Source organism: Flavobacterium xizangense (assembly GCF_054075145.1).
In genome coordinates this window covers 35,156-54,170 of record NZ_JBSIPG010000016.1, presented here as the reverse complement: position 1 = coordinate 54,170, position 19,015 = coordinate 35,156, and the positions used below count along the sequence as shown (strand labels likewise).

The window sequence follows — 19,015 nt, the reverse complement described above, 5'->3', positions numbered from 1 at the left end:
AATTTATTTCTAAGAAAACTCAAATAAAAAAACCGAAACAAAAAAGCTTCGGTTTCAAAATTTGGTTCTCTAAAAAGCTTAGCAACTTAGAACCTTAGTATCTTAGAATCGTTACAATAATCCTGCTCTTTTCAATAAAGCTTCCGGTTTTGGTTCCTGACCTCTGAAGCGTTTGTATAAGGTCATTGGATGTTCTGTTCCTCCTTTTGAAAGAACATTGTCTTTGAATTTTTTCGCTACTTCTTCGTTGAAAATTCCATTTTCATGGAAATATTCAAAAGCATCAGCATCTAAAACTTCAGCCCATTTGTAGCTGTAATATCCAGAAGAATAGCCGCCTTGAAATATATGAGAGAATGCCGTACTCATTGCATTTTCTTTTACGTCAGGATACAATTGTGTGTTGGCAAATTGTTCTGTTTCGAAAGCTTTTAAATCTGTAATAGAAGTAGGATCTTGTCCATGCCAAGCCATGTCTAATAATCCAAAACTCAATTGACGTAACGTTGCTAAACCTTCCTGAAAACTTGCACTTTCTTTAATTTTCTGAACATATTCAATCGGAATGATTTCTCCTGTTTCATAATGATTTGCGAACAAAGCCAAAGCTTCAGGTTCGTAACACCAGTTTTCCATAATTTGACTTGGTAATTCTACGAAATCCCAATAAACAGAAGTTCCAGATAAACTCGGATAAACTGTGTTTGCCAACATTCCGTGCAACCCGTGACCGAATTCGTGAAATAAAGTCGTTACTTCATTGAAAGTCAATAACGAAGGTTTTGTTTCGGTTGGTTTTGTAAAATTACAAACGTTCGAAATATGTGGTCTTTCGTTTACGCCGTCTTTCACATATTGCGATTTGAATGAAGTCATCCAGGCGCCATTTCTTTTTCCTTTTCTTGGGAAGAAATCGGCGTAGAAAATCGAAACTAAATTTCCATTGGCATCTTTTACTTCATAAGTGGTCACTTCTTCGTGATATTTATCGATATCAAAAACTTCCGTAAAAGTTAAACCGTATAGTTTTTTAGCAACTGTGAATGCGCCGTCTAAAACTTTTTCTAATTGAAAATAAGGTTTCAGTTTTTCATCATCTAAATTAAAAAGCTGTTGTTTTAATTTTTCAGAATAATAAGCACCGTCCCATTTTTCTAATTGCTCGATTCCGTCTAGTTCTTTGGCGAAAGCCGTTAATTCTGCAAATTCTTTTTGAGCTGCCGGTTTGGCTTTTGCCAATAAATCATTCAAGAAAGAAAAAACTTTCTCTGGACTTTCGGCCATTCTTTCTTCTAAAACAAAATGAGCGTGGGTTTTGTAACCTAATAAATTAGCTCTTTCATGACGAAGTTTGGCGATTTTCAGAACATTTTCTTCATTGTTGAATTCGTTTTTTTGAAAACCTTTCGCTCCAAAAGCAATCGCCATTTTTTTACGCAATTCGCGATTATCGGCATAAGTCAAAAACGGAACGTAACTTGGATGATCTAGAGTAAAAATCCAGCCTTCTTTATTTTGGTTTTTCGCCAATAATCTTGCCGCCTCGATTGTTCCTTCTGGTAATCCGGCTAAATCTTTTTCATCTGTTAAATGCAATTCGAAGTTATTGGTTTCTGCCAAAACATTTTCGCCAAACTGTAAACTCAATTTAGATAATTCTTTGTCGATTTCTCTTAACTGGTTTTTCTTGTCTTCTGGCAAATTGGCTCCGTTTCTCGAAAAACTTTTGTATTTTTTATCTAATAAAGTGGTTTGTTCTGGGTTCAGATTCAAACTATCTTTTTGATTGTAAACGGTTTTTACTCGAGCAAATAGTTCAGCATTTAGGCGAATGTCATTTCCAAATTCTGAAAGCCAAGGTGAAACTTCCTGTGCAATTTTTTGCATCTCATCATTGGTTTCAGCCGAATTCAAATTGAAGAAAATACTCGAAAGACGATCTAAAATATCACCAGAAAAATCCATCGCCACGATGGTGTTTTCAAAAGTCGGTTCATCTGGATTATTTACGATGGCATCGATTTCGGCTTTAGCCAAAGCAATTCCTTCCTGAAAAGCCGGAACGTAATCTTCTATTTTAATTTGAGAAAAAGGGGCTGTATTGTGTTTAGTTATAAATTTTGAAAGTAAGACGCTCATTATGGTATAAAATTTTTTATTAATTGAACTCGAAATTTTTGAAGTCCAAAGATAACAATTTATAAAAATCTAATCGGCTATGTAAAATTGATTCTCGGCATAATTTCCTCTTAAATTGTGTTATAGATATGTTATTTATTGCGTTAAGCGGTTTTAAAAGCGTAAATTGAGAAAATATAGATTTAGCATTATAAGATGCTATTCATAATTGTAAAAATAAAAAGGATGAATTATCAAGTTGTAATAAAGAATATTGATACGGTAAATGAAGTAGAAGGATATTGGTCTGATGAAGATTTTGTTCAGTTATTAGGAAAATTTAATTATCCCGACGGCGCGACGGCTGAGAAAAGCAGTTTGCCAGAATTATTAGAAATGGCCATTTCTGATTACGAGCCTAATGAAGCCGCAGCAATAGTTTTAGAATATAAATTGGGAGAGGAATTAACCGAAGGACAAGTGGAGCAGATATCGAACAATATGTTAATTGATAAGGTTTGTGAAGAATATCCAGAAATACATATGCAAGGCACTTTATTTCATATTAATCAATTGCTTTTTAAGGCTTACAATGGAAAATTTCCAAATGCAAAAGCTTCTATAGTTCATTTCTCAATGACACCAAAAGATTCAGAGCCACAGAAGCTGACAGCCGAAAATGTGTTGAAATTATTGAATAATGGTTTATCTGATAGAAATCTGATCAAAAGATTATTCGAAAATCAAATCGCTCAAAATATTCCATTTCCGGAAGCCGAAAGTATTATTTGGGAATTGAAAACAGAAGACAATATAAATTACGATCTGGTTACTTCAGAGAATTGGATCAATAAAGAGGATATTAAAGAATCTGAATTTGAATCTGTTTTGGAGGAAGTTGAAGACGAAGCATAAGAAACTATAAATAAATTTTTGTTTCACAGACACTCATAAAAAATGCACAGAGATTCACAAAGTTTTTTCTTTAATAATAGAATTTTTAAAAAAAAATTAGCGAATCTCTGTGTATTTCTTTGTGTAACGCTGCGGGATAATCTATTTTTTCAAACCTTCAGCGGCTTTATTAACCGCTGCTTTCAATTCTTCTTTATAAGCAATAATAGTATCAAGGACTTTTTTATCATGACTTCCGATGATTTGCGCGGCTAAAATTCCGGCATTTTTTGCTCCGTTCAAAGCAACAGTTGCAACAGGAACACCACCCGGCATTTGCAAAATCGAAAGAACCGAATCCCAGCCATCAATTGAATTACTAGATTTTACAGGAACTCCAATTACAGGAAGCGGCGACATTGACGCTACCATACCTGGCAAATGAGCTGCACCGCCCGCACCAGCAATAATTACAGAAATTCCGCGATTGTGTGCATTTTTACTGAAATCGAATAATTTTTCCGGCGTTCTGTGTGCCGAAACGATATCTACTTCAACTTCAATATTGAATTGTTTTAATATGTCGATGGCATCCTGTATAACTGGCATGTCTGAGATGCTTCCCATTATAATGGCTACTTTGCTCATGTGTTTTTTTGTTTTTGTTTTTGTTGTGTTTTGTTTCAGGTTTAAAGTTTCAAGTTGTTGGAAACTGATAACTGTGACTGCGACTAAAAACTAATTACTACGCACTAATCACTCTAATAGTATTCTTAACTTCCTCAGCAATACGTCTAGCTTCTTGCATATTTTCGTTTACGATTGTCACGTGGCCCATTTTTCTGAAAGGACGTGTTTGTTTTTTACCGTAAATATGCGGCGTAACGCCATTCCAGCCTAAAATGGTTTCGATGTTTTTATAAACTACATCTCCAGAAAAACCTTCGGCGCCCACTAAATTGACCATAACTCCGGCAACTTTGCTGTCTGTATTTCCTAATGGAAGATCTAGAATAGCGCGTAAATGATTTTCGAATTGTGAAGTATAACTTGCTTCGATAGAATAATGTCCAGAATTGTGTGGGCGTGGCGCTACTTCATTAACCAAAATTTCATCATCCTGAGTTTGGAACATCTCAACAGCTAAAAGTCCAACGTGGTTGAAGTTTTCTGAAACTTTTAAAGCAACTGCTCTTGCTTTTTCAGCTACTTTATCATCGATTCTTGCCGGACAGATTACGTATTCAACCTGATTAGCTTCTGGATGAAATTCCATTTCTACTACTGGATACGTTTTCATTTCTCCAGATGGATTTCTTACCACAATTACTGCCAATTCATTTTTGAACGGAACCATAGTTTCTGCAATGCATTCTACATTTGGGAGCGTATCTAAATCTGTAATTTGGCGCACTATTTTTACACCATTTCCGTCATAACCAAATTCGGTGCATTTCCATACAAATGGTAATTTCAGATCATTGATTTTAGATTTTAGTTGATCTAAATTTTCAAATCTTTCGAATGGTGCAGTTGGGATATTATTTTTAGCGTAGAAATCTTTTTGAACGCCTTTATTCTGAATTCCTTTTAAGGTTTTTGGAGATGGATATATTTTTAACCCTTCGTTTTCTAATTGCGTTAAAGCTTCGAGGTTTACCAATTCAATTTCAAAAGTCAAAACGTCGACTTGTTTCCCGAAGTTGTAAACGGTTTCATAATCCATCAAATCGCCTTGAAAAAACTTGTTGCAGGCAATTTTACTTGGCGCTTCATCGCTCGGATCTAAAACATAAGTTTGTATGTCAAATTTTCTGGTGTCAGACAAAAGCATTTTACCCAATTGTCCGCCGCCTAATATTCCTAATTTAAAATCAGAAGAAAAATAATTCATTGTGTTATAGTGTATTTAAAAATTCATCAGGAGTAAACACGTTGATTTCTGAAAATTTAAAATCTTTCAAATCTCTAGTAATAATGCAGTCCATTGAATTTATTGATTGAGCAGATGTTATTTGAATGGCATCTTCAAAATCTTTATGATTGGATTTTAAACTTTTTTTTAAGATTGATTCTGTTACCGCAATTATTGAAATTGTGTCTAATAAATCTTCAATAATCGAACGTAGTTCTTTTTCATCAACTACTTTTTTCGCAATATAATGTACAGTTGTAATAGAATGAGATGTTGAATGCATCTTAATTTTATGACGTTGGCAGTAATCAAAAATAGAAATTGCATTTTTTGAAAAAGGAAATCTATTAGCAACAATATCAACCAATATATTAGTATCGAGAAAAATGTTTTTAAAAGCCATATTTTTCTCTATAGTGTTCTTCTTTTACTTTTTCTTCATCAAAATCTGGTGGTAATGTAATTCTTCCAATAAGTTTTTTCACTTTCGGGTGAATATCATCGTAAGTTTCTGTTTTTTCAGTCAGATTTTTAAAATAACTTTCTACTATCTCAGATAAGCTTCTGCCTGTTTTTTTAGCATACGATTTCGCTTGTTCGATAACTTCTTTTTCGAGCGACAAAGTGAGTTTAGTATTCATATACGTAAAGTTTTTACAAATGTACGTAAAATAATTATATTACAGAATTTAAATGTTTTTGCCTGTAATTTTCAAGAGTTTGCGAAAACTATTTTATTTTCTTCAAAACTTCTTTTGCAACCGCTTTGTAGGCTGCGGAATGATCGGCATAATCTTTTTCAATAATTACTTTAAGTTCAGGATGAATCCAATCGTAATAATTTCCTAGGATAAATAAAGTTCTAATGGAGTACGCTTTTGTAGCAACTTTAACGTTGGTAATTAACCAATCGAAAGAAGCTTCAATACAGTCTTGCAGATTTTCTTCAGAGAGTTTAATGCTATTTTCACCTTTCTTAAAATGTGATTTTACAAGAAGTTGCATCACTTTTGCCATTGGCCGAATGGCACTTTCATCTTTTAAAATTTTCAAATTCGAACAGAAAAAATCAAGATGTGGCTGGAGCCAAAGCAATTCTTCGTACGAAACAAATTCTAAAATCCAGCAAGCTTTATGATTGTTTTTATTTTCGGGCGAAAAGCAAATCAAAACCAACTCGCTAAAAAGGGAAGGATTTTCTAAAACATCTTGTGCCGTTTTGAGACGATTTTCTCTATAAGCATTTACATAATGGAGTTTTTTTTGCAATTCAGAAAGCATGTTTGCGATATTTAATTACGAGGCTAAAATAGATAATTTAATGAGATAAATCCGTAATAATTTATTGGTAATCCAGGATAATAAAATCTTGGCTGTGCATTTCCAATTGCCGTTGCATTGGTCAAAATCATCGAAGCGTATTTTTCATTTGTGACATTGTTGATTCCTGCGTCTAAATGTGCTTTTAAACCAGATAAAATTTCGAATTGATAACCCGTTTTTAAATTCAAAAGCGAATAAGAATCAGAAAAATTAGCATTCGAATCGTTCATTGGAATTTTATCCGTAAACTGAAAATCGGCTGAGAAGTAAAATCCAGAATTTGTGTTTAAAGCAAAACCTGCACTTGCTGTATTGGCAGGAACTCCGGTTAATTTGTTTCCTGAATAATCATTTCCATTATCGACGAATTCTTTGAATTCATAATCTCCGATTGAAGTTCCTATATATGAATCTAAATTAAAAGTTCGATTGATTGTCCAATTGTGATTCAACGAAATTTCGATTCCTTCATGAAATGTTTTCCCAGCATTTACACCTTCATATTGATCGTCTCCGATTCTTTTGGCTACTAATAAATCTTTAATTTCCATTCGGTAAATGGCAATTTGTGTGAATAATTTTTTGTTGAAAAAATGGAGTTTTCCTCCCAATTCAAAATTATAACCTGTTTCGGGTTTAATATTTTGATTGATGTTTCCTGTTGCCGTTAAAGTTTCTTCGGTTGCAGGAAGAGAAAATCCTCGACTTACAGAAAAATAAAAGGTTCGGATTTCATTCGGCTTAAATAAAAAGGAAAGTTGTGGCGAAAAAATGTCGTCATAACTATATTCTTCCTTCGGATTATTCGCGGAAGCGGGAAAATCATTCTGAAGTTCAAATTTAGTTTTGTTGTAATTTAAACCTGCCTGAATTTCAAAATGATCAGAAAGTAAAGTTCTGATTTGCGAAAAAATATTATAAAATTGTCTTTTTTGATTGGTTGCTGTAAGCTGATCACCTTGCAGACTTCCGTTTCCATTATTTTGCTGATATAAGTTTTGAAAAGTATTTCCGCTATAATTGTCTGCGAAATATTCAATTCCGCCAATAAATTGATTTTTGATTTTTCCGATTTTAAAATCGCCCGAAAACTGCGTTCTTGCATCCGAAGCAAAAGTATATTGATATAAAATATCAAAAGGACGAGGTTCATTACTGTCTTTATAATTGATAAAAACAGAAGTAGAATTGTTGAGGTGATCGTTTATTTTGAAATCATAGGCTAATCCTCCCAAAGTCGATTTGTATTCTTTAAATCCTTTTGAAGCAACCCAAGTTGGTGCACCTGCTTGTGGATTATTTTCAAAAGTGGTTTTGTTTATTGAGCTCGGAATAAAAGCTTTTACATAAGTATAATTAGAGAAATAAGTCAGTTTGCTTTTTTTCTTTCGAAATAATTCTCCGCCAAGCGTAATTCCTTCGCGATTGTATGCACTGTTTTGTCGCCAGCCATCTGTCTTTAAATTATGATAACTAAGATATAAAGAACTGCTTTTTTCATTCAAATTAAAACTGACTCTGTTTTTTAATAATCCAAAAGAACCAAACACAGAACTAACTTCAGCTTGATAATTGCCTTTTTTTAATGTTTGAGGGGAAATTAAAATCGCTCCGCCCAATCCAGCACCATAAATACTCGAAAGCGGACCTTTTATAACTTCAATTTGATTGATATTTTGAAGGTCAATATCATCAATTACGGTTTCACTGTTTCCAGAAGTCAGCGGAATAGTTCCGTAAAAAGCTCTAATTTTATTCGTTCCGTACGGAGTTCTTGCGCCAATGCCGCGAATCGAAATTCGGGTTGTGGTAATATTGGATGATTGCATAAAAACACCCGGTATCGTATTAATGACATTACTGATATCTGTGGTATTATTTCTAAGTAATTCTTTTTCGGATAAAATGCCAATTGAAGCCGGACTGTTTTGCAAATCGCGATTAATATGAAGCGGACTTATTAAAACTTCGTTTAGTTTTTGAGTTTTTACAGAATCAATATTTCGAACTTCTATTTCCTGTGCAAAAATGTTTAGAGAAACAAAAAGCACAAAAAGAAGAAGAGAAAAATATTTTTTTGAAATCATAAAGGAGTGAAATTAAGGTCGAATGTTTTTAACACATAGAAACATAGTATTGATTAAGGTAAAAAGACGTTTCACTTATTTTAAATTCACATAATTTCTATGTCTGAAAAATGAGTTTTCTTTTCAATCTTTATTCTGCGAAACAAAAACCTATGTTTCTATGTGTTTATGAATATTTGTGTTTGGAATTTACTTATTCGCTGTCACTTTCCAAATCGTATTTCCACTATCGTCATTTACCAAAAGTGATCCGTCTTTCATAACAGTAACCGCAACTGGACGTCCGTAAACTTCAGCTTTCTCATTATCAGAAATAAATCCGGTTAAAAAATCTTCTGGTTTTCCTGAAGGTTTTCCATCTTTGAAAGGAACGAAAAGCACTTTGTAGCCTGAAATTTTAGAACGGTTCCAAGAACCATGCTGACCAACAAAAGCACCATTTTTATATTTTGTAGGAAATACATCTTTAGTGTAAAAAGCCAATCCCAAAGAAGCGGTATGCGAACCAACTGGAACATCGGGAACAATTGCTTTTTTTACTAAATCTTTTCGTTCGCCTTTCAATCTTGGATCAGGAATACTTCCAAAATACGAATAAGGCCATCCGTAAAAACCGCCTCTTCTTACACTTGTAATATAATCTGGAACTAGATCATCGCCAAGTTCATCTCTTTCATTTACTGCAGTCCAAAGTTCGTTTTTGTTGGCCGGGTTCCAATCCATTCCCATTGGGTTTCTAAGTCCGTCAGCATATATTTTTTCGCCCGTTCCATCAGGATTGATTTCTAAAATTGCAGCACGGCGAATTTCTTTATCCATTCCGTTTTCTCCAACATTGCTTCCTGAACCAACACCAATATAAATTTTTGTTCCTTCAGAATTAACAAGCAAACTTCTTGTCCAGTGGTTGTTGTATCCACCAGCTGGTAATTCAACAATTTTAGTTCCTTTAGTTTCTAATTTTAAAGGTGCATTTTTATAAGGATAACGGTAAAGTCCGTCAGTATTGGCAACATAAAAAAAGTCTTTTAAAATTAACATTCCTAAAGGTCGGTTAAGATCTTTTAAAAAAACTTCACGAGTTTCATAGGTTCCATCTTTGTCAGCGTCGCGCAAAATTATAATTTGGTTTTTACTCGTTCTTGTTCCGCTTTCAACAACAAAAATATCATTGTTTGGCCCAATATAACTCCAACGAGGATTATTAAAACCGTCAGCAAATTTTGTAACGGTAAAACCTTCTGGTGCTATTGGCGTTTTTCCTTCTGGCCAACCAATAACTTTACTGTTTTTCGTTTTTGATTCGGTTGCATACGGAGGTGGCAGAGTGAGATCGCCAATGGCAGTTTTTACAACATTTGCAGGTTGTTTAGACAAAGCTTCTTTTTCTTCTTTTGTTACTTGTCCTTGACATGCTGTTAATATCAGGAACGCTGAAAAGATTTGTATTGTGGTTTTCATGGAGATTTGTATTAAAGTTTAAAAGTTCTCAATTTACTAAAATTAAAAAGATTTTTTTCGAAAAGATGTGGTTAATGTGCTTAAAAAAAACTCAGACAGTTTATTTTGATACTTACAGTTAAGTTGTAATTCTGTATCTTTGTCCATTATTTTAAATTTAAAAATAATGATACAACTTCACGATAAACAATTTGTTCCGTTTATTTCGGCTAAAGAAATTGATTTTGCTTTAACGAAATTAGTGGCTCAGGTAGAAGACGATTTTGGAGATGATACCCCAATTTTTATTGGAGTTTTAAACGGCGCCTTTATGGTTGTTTCCGATTTTTTGAAAAAATATAAAAAACCATGCGAAGTTTCATTTATAAAAATGGCATCGTATGAAGGAACTGAAAGTACAAATTCGGTTAAAGAATTAATCGGAATCAATCATGATTTGACAGACAGAACCGTAGTTATTATTGAGGATATTATCGATACCGGAAATACAATCGAAGAATTAAAGCACTTATTTAAAGAACGAAATGTAAAGCATTTTAAAATTGCAACATTATTTTTTAAGCCAGAAGCGTACAAAAAAGATATTAAAATCGATTATATCGGAATCAGAATCCCGAATAAATTTATTGTAGGTTACGGATTAGACTATGATGGTCTAGGAAGAAACCTGACAGAGGTTTATAAATTAGCCGAATAATTTAAAACAAACACAACTATATATTCATTTTAAACTTCTTAAAGTAAGAAGTCGCAACACTAACAGTCATTATGATTAACATCGTTTTATTTGGAAAGCCTGGTGCAGGAAAAGGAACTCAGGCAGAATTTTTAAAAGAAAAATACAACTTAACACACCTTTCAACGGGAGATATTTTTCGTTTCAATTTAAAAAATGATACTGAACTAGGAAAAAAAGCAAGAGTTTTTATGGACAACGGAGAATTAGTTCCGTGTGAAGTAACAACTGCAATGTTAATTGATGAAGTAAAAAAACACCCTGATACAGCAGGATTTTTATTTGATGGTTATCCAAGAACAATCGATCAGGCTGAGGCTTTAGATAAATTTTTGCCAACAATTGGTTCAAGCGTTACTGCTACAATTGCTTTAGAAGCTGATGACGAAATTTTAGTAGCACGTTTACTAGAAAGAGGAAAAACTAGCGGAAGAGCTGATGATCAGGACGAAGAAAAAATTCGTGTAAGATATCAGGAATACAACGAAAAAACAGCTCCATTAATTGGCTATTATAAAGAACAAAATAAATTTCATGCCGTAGATGGTATTGGAACAATTGAACAAATTACAGAAAGATTAACATCGGTTATAGATAATTTGTAACAAAACCTGTTTGAAGTTAAAAGTTAAATGTTTAGAGGGAAATTGAAATAAGTTCTGAAAAACATTTAACTTTTGGCTTTTAACTTTAAACTTAAAAATGGAAATACTAATAATATTTTTTCTAATACTATTAAACGGAGTTTTCTCGATGTCTGAAATTGCATTGATTTCAGCCAGAAAAAACAGATTGGAAACGGCGGCGAAAAAAGGAAATAAAGGTGCCAAAATTGCGCTCGATCTGGCGAATTCTCCAAATAAATTTTTATCAACGGTACAAATCGGAATTACCTTAATCGGGATTTTGACGGGTATTTATAGTGGTGATAAAATCACAATAGATGTAGAAAGTTTTGTTTCCGGTTTTGCTGTTTTAAAACCTTACGCTCATTCACTTGCAGTTGGAATTGTGGTTGTTGTTTTAACTTTTTTCTCGTTGGTTTTGGGAGAATTGCTTCCAAAACGAATTGGATTAAATTATCCTGAAGCAATCGCAAAAATGTTTGCAATGCCAATGAAAGTAATTTCGATTATTACAGCGCCATTCATTTGGCTCTTAACATCTTCGACTGATTTTTTATTGAATATTCTTCAGATAAAACCAACCGCTGACGGAAAAGTTACTGAAGAAGAAATCAAAGCTATTATAAAAGAAGGAACCGAAGTTGGTGAAGTTCAGGAAATTGAGCAGGATATTGTAGAACGTGTTTTTCATATTGGAGATAGAAAAGTAAGTTCGTTAATGACGCACAGAAAATCTGTTGATATGCTTCCATTAAAAGCAGATAAAGAAAAGATTAAAGCATTAGTTGTTCAGGATTTACATACTGTTTATCCGGTTTACAAAGACAATTACGACGATATAGTTGGTGTTGTAACTTTAAAAAATATTTTTGCCAACATCGAAAATGATAATTTTGATTTGACTTCAATACTATCTGATGCTCCTTATTTAATGGAGCAGACGACAGCTTATAAAGCGTTGGAAAATTTCAAAAAAACGGGAGTGCATTATGCCTTAGTTTCAGATGAATATGGTGTTTTTCAGGGTATGATTACTTTGAATGATATTTTGGAAGCTTTAGTCGGCGATGCATCTGAGTTTTATAAAGATGAATTTCAATTGATCGAAAGAGAAGATGGTTCATGGTTGGTTGACGGACATTATTCATTACATGATTTCTTAACTTATTTTGAGTTAGACGAATTGACAAACGATTACGAAGTAAACACGGTAAGTGGAATGATTATGACCGAGCTTTCGCATATTCCAAAAGAAGGTGAAAAATTGGTTTGGCAAAAATTCGTTTTAGAGGTCATCGATATGGACGGCGTTAAGATCGATAAAGTGCTTGTAAAAGCTTTGAAAGAATAAAAAAAGTTTGCAGTCACAGTTTACAGTCGCAGTTTGTACTGAAAATATGGACTGATATTGAAAAATAAATAAAATAGAGTTTAGATATAGAATTTAGAGCAATCTGAAATTTAAAATCTAAAATCTGAAATTCAGAAAAATGACAGAAGGAAATTTTGTAGATTACGTTAAGATATATGTTTCTTCCGGAAAAGGAGGAAAAGGATCTACGCATTTACATAGAGAGAAATTTATTGAAAAAGGAGGTCCTGACGGAGGTGACGGAGGTCGCGGAGGACATGTGTATTTAGTGGGAAATAAAGGACTCTGGACATTATTTCATTTAAAGTTTGCGCGTCACATTAAAGCTGGACATGGCGGAGACGGAGGAGGAGATCGTAGCACAGGAGCAGATGGAGATGATAAAATCATTGAAGTGCCTCTAGGAACTGTTGTAAAAGACAAAGAAACTGGTGAGACACTTTTTGAAGTTACAGAACACGGCGAAAAAAGAATTCTTGCAAAAGGAGGAAAGGGAGGTTTAGGAAACTGGCATTTTAGAAGTTCAACAAACCAAACGCCTCGTTATGCACAACCTGGTTTACCAGGAATAGAAATGGATGTAATTCTGGAGCTTAAAGTTTTGGCAGATGTTGGTTTAGTTGGTTTCCCAAATGCTGGAAAATCGACTTTATTGTCTGTATTGACTTCGGCAAAACCAAAAATTGCTGATTATCCGTTTACGACTTTAAAACCAAACTTAGGTATTGTTGCTTACAGAGATTTTCAATCTTTTGTAATTGCTGATATTCCTGGAATTATTGAAGGCGCTGCCGAAGGAAAAGGTTTAGGACATTATTTCCTGCGTCATATTGAACGTAATTCAACTTTACTATTTTTAGTTCCTGTTGATACGCCAGATATTAAAGCAGAATACGATATTTTGGTTAACGAATTAACAAAATACAATCCTGAAATGCTGGATAAAGAACGTCTTTTAGTAATCTCAAAATGTGATATGCTGGATGATGAATTAAAAGCCGAATTAAAAGCTGAACTTGATGTTTCTTTTAAAGATGTTCCGTATATGTTTATTTCATCTGTTGCACAACAAGGCTTGACAGATTTAAAAGATAAACTTTGGAAAATGCTTAACGAGTAAAATTCGTTTAGTTTATAAATACAAAACCCGACAATTTCTATTGTCGGGTTTTTGCTTTTTGCACGAAAAAACAAAAAGCAGGTGGGATATTTTTTTAACTTTAAATTATCCCAAAAATTATAATCCGAAGTTTTTAGAAATTCCAATTTTTAAAGTTTTTCCAAAATCAAATCCAAAACGTTCTTGTCTTGGATCATTTTTACCGTCAAGATTATCATAGTTTAATCCTCCAATAGAGAAATTTAAACCAAATCCTCTTTTCATGTTAATGAATAATGCAGGCGTTAAATTTGCATACATTCCTTTCGCATCGTTTAAGTTTGTAGATTGGTATCCGGCACCTAAATCTCCAAAAACAGAAAATAAATCTGAAAGCGGCACCGTATAACGTACAAAACCTCCAATTTTATATCGCTCAGTTGTGTCCGATCCAGAAGTTTTAACATTCATGATTGAACCTTCAACTCCGGCAGTCCATTGATCAGCAAACTGATATCCAACTTTTGGAGAAAATTCAAAGTTTTCAAGTTTAGAGTCTCCAATCTTTTCTGAAGAAAATCCAACATTTCCACCTAGTAGAATTGAATTTTTTTGTGCATTTGCAAAAGTTGTAATCATTACAACTACTGCTACTAATAATTTTTTCATCTTTTAAATTTTTATAAGTGAACAAATGTAAAATATTTATAATTGTAAGAAATAATTTATAATTAAAAATTTAAAAAGAAAGTATATTTTTACAAATTATGCCGTTTTTTAAAGGTCGCATTATTAAGTTTTCTAAATTTTTAAATGTTTTTTGAAGATTTATACTCGATTTTTAAGATAATTTTTGTGTTCGCTTAAATTATGGATTTCGCAAAATCATCTTTTCTTTTATTTAATATGTTTTGAATTTGCGTTGAAATCCTGTTTTTTTTGCGAAAATGCGCTATATTCGCATCACTTAAATAAAATAACATGAAAAAAATAGTTTTATTCTTAACCATGTGCTTGATGGCTTTTCCTGTAAGAGCCGATGAAGGAATGTGGTTTTTGATGTTTATCGAGAGATTGAACCATAGAGATATGGAGAAAATGGGACTTCAGTTAACAGCAGAAGAAATCTACAGTATTAATCATCATAGTTTAAAAGATGCTATTGTACAGTTCAATGGAGGTTGTACTGCTGAAATCGTTTCAAACAGCGGTTTGGTATTAACTAATCATCACTGTGGATATAGTGCGATTGCAGAACTTTCAACTGCCGAACAAAATCATTTGAAAGATGGTTTTTGGGCAAAAAATCGTTCAGAAGAATTGAAACCTAAATCTTTATATGTTCGTTTCTTCGTTCGTATGGACGATGTTTCAAAAAGAATTTTGTCAAAAGTAAATGATCAAATGACAGAAACTGAAAGAAACAAAATCATTCAGCAAGAAATCAGTTTAATTGAAAAGGAAAACAGCGAAAACGGAAAATATACTGTTTCTGTTCGTCCTTTCTTCCAAGGAAATGAATATTACTATTTTGTTTACCAAGATTATACAGACGTTCGTTTAGTTGGAACGCCTCCGGAAAGTGTTGGTAAATTTGGCGGAGATACTGACAACTGGGAATGGCCACGTCAAACGGGAGATTTTTCAATGTTTAGAGTTTATGCTGATAAAGATGGAAATCCTGCAACGTATTCGAAAGATAATGTGCCATTACAGCCAAAGCATTATTTACCGGTAAGCATCAAAGGAGTTAAGGAAAATGATTTTGCAATGATTCTTGGTTATCCAGGTAGAACAAATCGCTGGATGCCGGCTGGTGGAATTGAGCAAAATGTAAAATTTGCTTACCCAGCATGGGTTGAAGGTGCTAAAACTAGCATGGACCAAATGAAAAAGTATATGGATAAAGATGCGACTGTTCGTCTAAAGTACGCTTCTAAATATGCTTCGACTGCAAATTACTGGAAAAACCGTCAAGGTATGATTGATGCTTTAACAAAAGCTGGAACGGCAGATACAAAAGCAGAACAAGAAGATAAATTCTATGAGTGGGCAAGCAAGCCGGCAAATAAAGATAAATATGAAAATGTAATTCCGACGATTAACGATTATTATAGAGAAACGAATTTAAAAGCGCGTCACGATAATTATTTGTCACAAGTATTACGTACATCAGCTTATGCAACTGGTCCTGCAAATCTTGGAAATGCATTAATTGCTTACTACAAAGAGAACGATGCTAAAAAAGCTGAAATGCTTCCTAAGATCAATGCAATGGTTGAGAACATTTATGGTGATTTTTATGCACCTTTAGAAAAAGATGTTTTAACTGCTCAGCTAAATTTATACGCTGCAAACGCTTCTGAATATGGGCTTGCTCCAGAAGTAGCAAAAATGAAAGCTGCTAATAATGGTGATTTCACTGCAGATGTAACAAAAGCAACTGAGATTAGTTATTTCACAACTAAAGAAAAAGTATTGGCATTTTTAGCTGATCCAAAACCATTGGCAATTGTACACGATCCTTTGTATATTATTTCTAATGATCTTATGACTAAATTCCGTGCAAAAACTGATGATCAGGCAAAAGCTGATGACGGTTTCGCAATTGCTTACCGCAAATTAGTTGAAGGTTTGAGAGAATCAAAACTGAATGCTATCAAATATCCAGATGCAAACTCAACTTTAAGATTGACTTACGGAAAAGTTCGCGCTTTACCTGCTGATCCTCGTAATGATGCCAAAATCAACAACTATACTACAATGGAAAGTATGGTGAAAAAATACAAAGCAGGAGATCAGGAATTTGATTTGCCAGCTCGTTTGTTAGAATTAAACAAAGCAAAAGATTACGGACAATATGCTGATAAAGCAGGATATATGCCAATCAACTTTTTGACTGATAACGATATTACAGGAGGAAACTCAGGTTCACCGGTTCTTAACGGAAAAGGAGAATTAATCGGAATTGCTTTTGACGGAAATATCGAAGCAATGGCCGGAGATGTTATTTTTGATCCGAAATTACAAAGAACGATCAACGTTGATATTCGTTATGTTCTTTGGATTATTGATAAATACGCTGGAGCTAAAAACATTATTGATGAATTGACGATTGCAAAATAATCTCAATTTCTTTATAAAATTAAACCCGACAGTTTCTGAATCTTGTCGGGTTTTTTGTTTTATATATTTCCTTATTTTTGATATATGAAAAAGCTGCTAATCTTATTTTTAATTGTCCCGATCTATTGTTGGTCGCAATCTAATTTTGAAAAAGCAGAAAAATTATTTCAATCTAAAAAATACAATGAAGCCCAATTACTTTTTGAGGGAATATTAAAAAACAATCCATCAGATTTAAAAACTTTGGAGTATTTGGGCGAAATTGCAGCGCATCAAAAATCTTGGGTGAAAGGAGCTGAATATTTCAAAAAACTAAAAGAATTGAAACCTACAGTTGCTGACTATTTTTTTAAATACGGAGGCTGTCTGGCGATGCGTGCTGTCGAAGTAAATAAAATTAAAGCTTTTTCAATGGTAGGTGATATGAAAGAAGCTTTTGAAAAAGCAATCGAACTTAACCCAAAGCATGTTCAGGCCAGATGGGCTTTGATAGAAATATATCTGCAATTACCCGGAATTTTGGGAGGAAGCGAATCGAAAGCAATTTCATATTCTAATGAATTGGCACAGTTTTCACCAATTGATGGTTATTTGTCAAAAGGAAGAATCGATGAATATTTTAAACGTTATGATGCAGCCGAAAAAAATTATAAAAAAGCACATGAAATTGGCAATTCAAAAGTCACGTTTCAAAAATTATATAATTTATATTTGAACAAATTAAAAGATCCTAAAAAAGCACAGGAACTGAAACGAAAATTTGACGCATAATAATCAAATCTCAAAACTGAATTCTGAAAAATAAATTGGAATTTAGTATTTAAATAAATTGGAATTTTAAATGAAAACACATTTCATCGCGATAGGCGGAAGTGCCATGCACAATTTAGCATTAGCATTGCATAACAAAGGATATCAGGTTACAGGAAGCGACGATGCTATTTTTGAACCATCAAAATCAAGATTAGAAAAAAAGGGAATTTTGCCCGCTGAATTAGGCTGGTTTCCAGAAAAAATAACTGCTGATATCGATGCAATCATTTTAGGAATGCACGCAAAAGCAGATAATCCGGAATTGCTGAAAGCGCAGGAATTGGGATTGAAAATTTACTCGTATCCAGAATTTTTATACGAACAATCTAAAAACAAAACACGAGTTGTAATTGGCGGTTCGCACGGAAAAACTACAATTACTTCGATGATTTTGCACGTAATGCATTACCATAATATTGCTGTAGATTATATGGTAGGTGCACAGTTGGAAGGTTTTGATACAATGGTTCACTTAACTGAAGAAAATGATTTTATGGTTCTGGAAGGAGATGAATATTTATCTTCACCAATTGACAGACGCCCGAAATTTCATTTGTATCAGCCAAATATTGCTTTAATTTCTGGAATTGCATGGGATCATATTAATGTGTTTCCAACATATGAAAATTACGTTGAGCAGTTTGAAATTTTTATTGGAAAAATTACAAATGGAGGAATTTTGGTTTACAATGAAAATGATCCAGAAGTTAAACGCGTTGCTGAAGCAGCTACAAATCCAATTCGAAAACTGGCTTATTCAACTCCAAATTATACAGTAAGTGACGGTGTAACTTTGTTAGAAACTCCTGAAGGCGATATGCCAATTGAAGTTTTTGGTGCTCATAACCTAAACAATTTAGCCGGAGCCAAATGGATCTGCCAGAATATGGGCGTTGATGAAGCTGATTTTTATGAAGCAATTGCAAGTTTCAAAGGCGCATCTAAGCGTTTAGAAAAAATTGCTGAAGGTAAAGGAAAAGTAGCCTATAAAGACTTTGCGCATTCACCAAGTAAAGTTGCAGCAACTACAAAAGCGGTAAAAGAACAATACCCAAACAGAACTTTGGTGGCTTGTTTAGAACTTCATACGTATAGCAGTTTAAATGCTGAATTCTTAAAAGAATATGAAGGGGCACTTGAGTATGCTGATGTTGCAGTAGTGTTTTATTCGCCAGATGCCGTAAAAATTAAGCAATTGGAAGAAGTAACTTACGAGCAAATTGCAAAAGCATTTAATCGTGAAGATCTTGTTATTTATACTAATCCTGCTGAATTCAAAGAATATTTATTCAATTTGAATTTAGACAATTCGGCACTTTTATTAATGAGTTCCGGAAATTATGGCGGCTTAAATTTTGACGAAGTAAAAGGTTTGATTGAGTAATTAATCAATTAGAAAATTAGATAATGTGTCAATTGCATTGCAGTTGGCACTTTTTTTTTAA

Annotated in this window: 17 protein-coding genes; 8 read left to right on the top strand and 9 right to left on the bottom strand. The window is 33.4% G+C overall.

What is annotated here, in order from left to right; all coding sequences use genetic code 11:
- Positions 1-111: 111 nt before the first annotated feature.
- Positions 112-2,139: a M3 family metallopeptidase gene (locus ACWA1B_RS21765; RefSeq protein ID WP_456910583.1), complete on the bottom strand. Its 2,028-nt coding sequence runs from the start codon at positions 2,137-2,139 to the stop codon at positions 112-114.
- 225 nt (positions 2,140-2,364) lie between these two features.
- Between ACWA1B_RS21765 and ACWA1B_RS21760 the strand changes: the two genes are divergently transcribed.
- Positions 2,365-3,033 carry a hypothetical protein gene (locus ACWA1B_RS21760; RefSeq protein ID WP_456910581.1) on the top strand — a complete coding sequence of 223 codons (669 nt, stop codon included), beginning with the start codon at positions 2,365-2,367 and terminating at the stop codon, positions 3,031-3,033.
- A 141-nt stretch (positions 3,034-3,174) separates the two neighbouring features.
- Here the strand turns inward: ACWA1B_RS21760 and purE are convergent, their stop codons facing one another.
- The 7 genes from purE to ACWA1B_RS21725 form a co-directional block, all read right to left on the bottom strand.
- Entirely contained in the window at positions 3,175-3,660 is a 486-nt protein-coding gene (gene purE / locus ACWA1B_RS21755) for a 5-(carboxyamino)imidazole ribonucleotide mutase (RefSeq protein ID WP_456910579.1), read from the bottom strand.
- A gap of 97 nt (positions 3,661-3,757) precedes the next feature.
- On the bottom strand, positions 3,758-4,906 hold the full coding sequence (locus tag ACWA1B_RS21750; RefSeq protein ID WP_456910577.1) for a 5-(carboxyamino)imidazole ribonucleotide synthase: 1,149 nt from the start codon (positions 4,904-4,906) through the stop codon (positions 3,758-3,760).
- 4 nt (positions 4,907-4,910) lie between these two features.
- On the bottom strand, positions 4,911-5,330 hold the full coding sequence (locus ACWA1B_RS21745; RefSeq protein ID WP_456910575.1) for a type II toxin-antitoxin system VapC family toxin: 420 nt from the start codon (positions 5,328-5,330) through the stop codon (positions 4,911-4,913).
- Positions 5,320-5,568 carry a DUF6364 family protein gene (locus ACWA1B_RS21740; protein ID WP_456910573.1) on the bottom strand — a complete coding sequence of 83 codons (249 nt, stop codon included), beginning with the start codon at positions 5,566-5,568 and terminating at the stop codon, positions 5,320-5,322. The genes ACWA1B_RS21745 and ACWA1B_RS21740 overlap by 11 nt, the downstream gene beginning before the upstream one ends.
- A gap of 88 nt (positions 5,569-5,656) precedes the next feature.
- Positions 5,657-6,208 carry a hypothetical protein gene (locus ACWA1B_RS21735; protein ID WP_456910571.1) on the bottom strand — a complete coding sequence of 184 codons (552 nt, stop codon included), beginning with the start codon at positions 6,206-6,208 and terminating at the stop codon, positions 5,657-5,659.
- 23 nt (positions 6,209-6,231) lie between these two features.
- A complete protein-coding gene (locus tag ACWA1B_RS21730) occupies positions 6,232-8,337 on the bottom strand; it encodes a TonB-dependent receptor (RefSeq protein WP_456910569.1) in 2,106 nt (701 codons plus the stop codon).
- Positions 8,338-8,526: 189 nt separating this feature from the next.
- On the bottom strand, positions 8,527-9,798 hold the full coding sequence (locus tag ACWA1B_RS21725; RefSeq protein WP_456910567.1) for a PQQ-dependent sugar dehydrogenase: 1,272 nt from the start codon (positions 9,796-9,798) through the stop codon (positions 8,527-8,529).
- Between the two features lie 166 nt (positions 9,799-9,964).
- On the opposite strand from ACWA1B_RS21725, the gene hpt reads away from it, so the two are divergent.
- The 4 genes from hpt (at position 9,965) to obgE (ending at position 13,652) form a co-directional block, all read left to right on the top strand.
- The gene (gene hpt, locus ACWA1B_RS21720; protein ID WP_456910565.1) at positions 9,965-10,495 is read left to right on the top strand and encodes a hypoxanthine phosphoribosyltransferase; all 531 of its coding nucleotides are present in this window, start codon (positions 9,965-9,967) and stop codon (positions 10,493-10,495) included.
- A gap of 71 nt (positions 10,496-10,566) precedes the next feature.
- The gene (locus ACWA1B_RS21715; RefSeq protein ID WP_035650501.1) at positions 10,567-11,139 is read left to right on the top strand and encodes an adenylate kinase; all 573 of its coding nucleotides are present in this window, start codon (positions 10,567-10,569) and stop codon (positions 11,137-11,139) included.
- A 97-nt stretch (positions 11,140-11,236) separates the two neighbouring features.
- Positions 11,237-12,511: a hemolysin family protein gene (locus tag ACWA1B_RS21710; protein WP_081909369.1), complete on the top strand. Its 1,275-nt coding sequence runs from the start codon at positions 11,237-11,239 to the stop codon at positions 12,509-12,511.
- Positions 12,512-12,650: 139 nt separating this feature from the next.
- Positions 12,651-13,652 carry a GTPase ObgE gene (gene obgE, locus ACWA1B_RS21705; RefSeq protein ID WP_115889886.1) on the top strand — a complete coding sequence of 334 codons (1,002 nt, stop codon included), beginning with the start codon at positions 12,651-12,653 and terminating at the stop codon, positions 13,650-13,652.
- A 117-nt stretch (positions 13,653-13,769) separates the two neighbouring features.
- Here obgE and ACWA1B_RS21700 read toward each other — a convergent pair whose 3' ends face one another.
- Positions 13,770-14,300, bottom strand: coding sequence for an outer membrane beta-barrel protein (locus ACWA1B_RS21700; protein ID WP_456910562.1), 531 nt, complete (start codon positions 14,298-14,300; stop codon positions 13,770-13,772).
- A 312-nt stretch (positions 14,301-14,612) separates the two neighbouring features.
- On the opposite strand from ACWA1B_RS21700, the gene ACWA1B_RS21695 reads away from it, so the two are divergent.
- From ACWA1B_RS21695 to ACWA1B_RS21685, 3 genes are all read left to right on the top strand, one after another.
- Positions 14,613-16,757, top strand: a complete 2,145-nt coding sequence (locus ACWA1B_RS21695; RefSeq protein WP_456910560.1) for a S46 family peptidase — start codon at positions 14,613-14,615, stop codon at positions 16,755-16,757.
- A gap of 84 nt (positions 16,758-16,841) precedes the next feature.
- Positions 16,842-17,528, top strand: a complete 687-nt coding sequence (locus tag ACWA1B_RS21690) for a tetratricopeptide repeat protein (RefSeq protein ID WP_426483822.1) — start codon at positions 16,842-16,844, stop codon at positions 17,526-17,528.
- A gap of 70 nt (positions 17,529-17,598) precedes the next feature.
- Positions 17,599-18,954, top strand: coding sequence for a UDP-N-acetylmuramate--L-alanine ligase (locus ACWA1B_RS21685; protein WP_142452018.1), 1,356 nt, complete (start codon positions 17,599-17,601; stop codon positions 18,952-18,954).
- Positions 18,955-19,015: the final 61 nt, after the last annotated feature.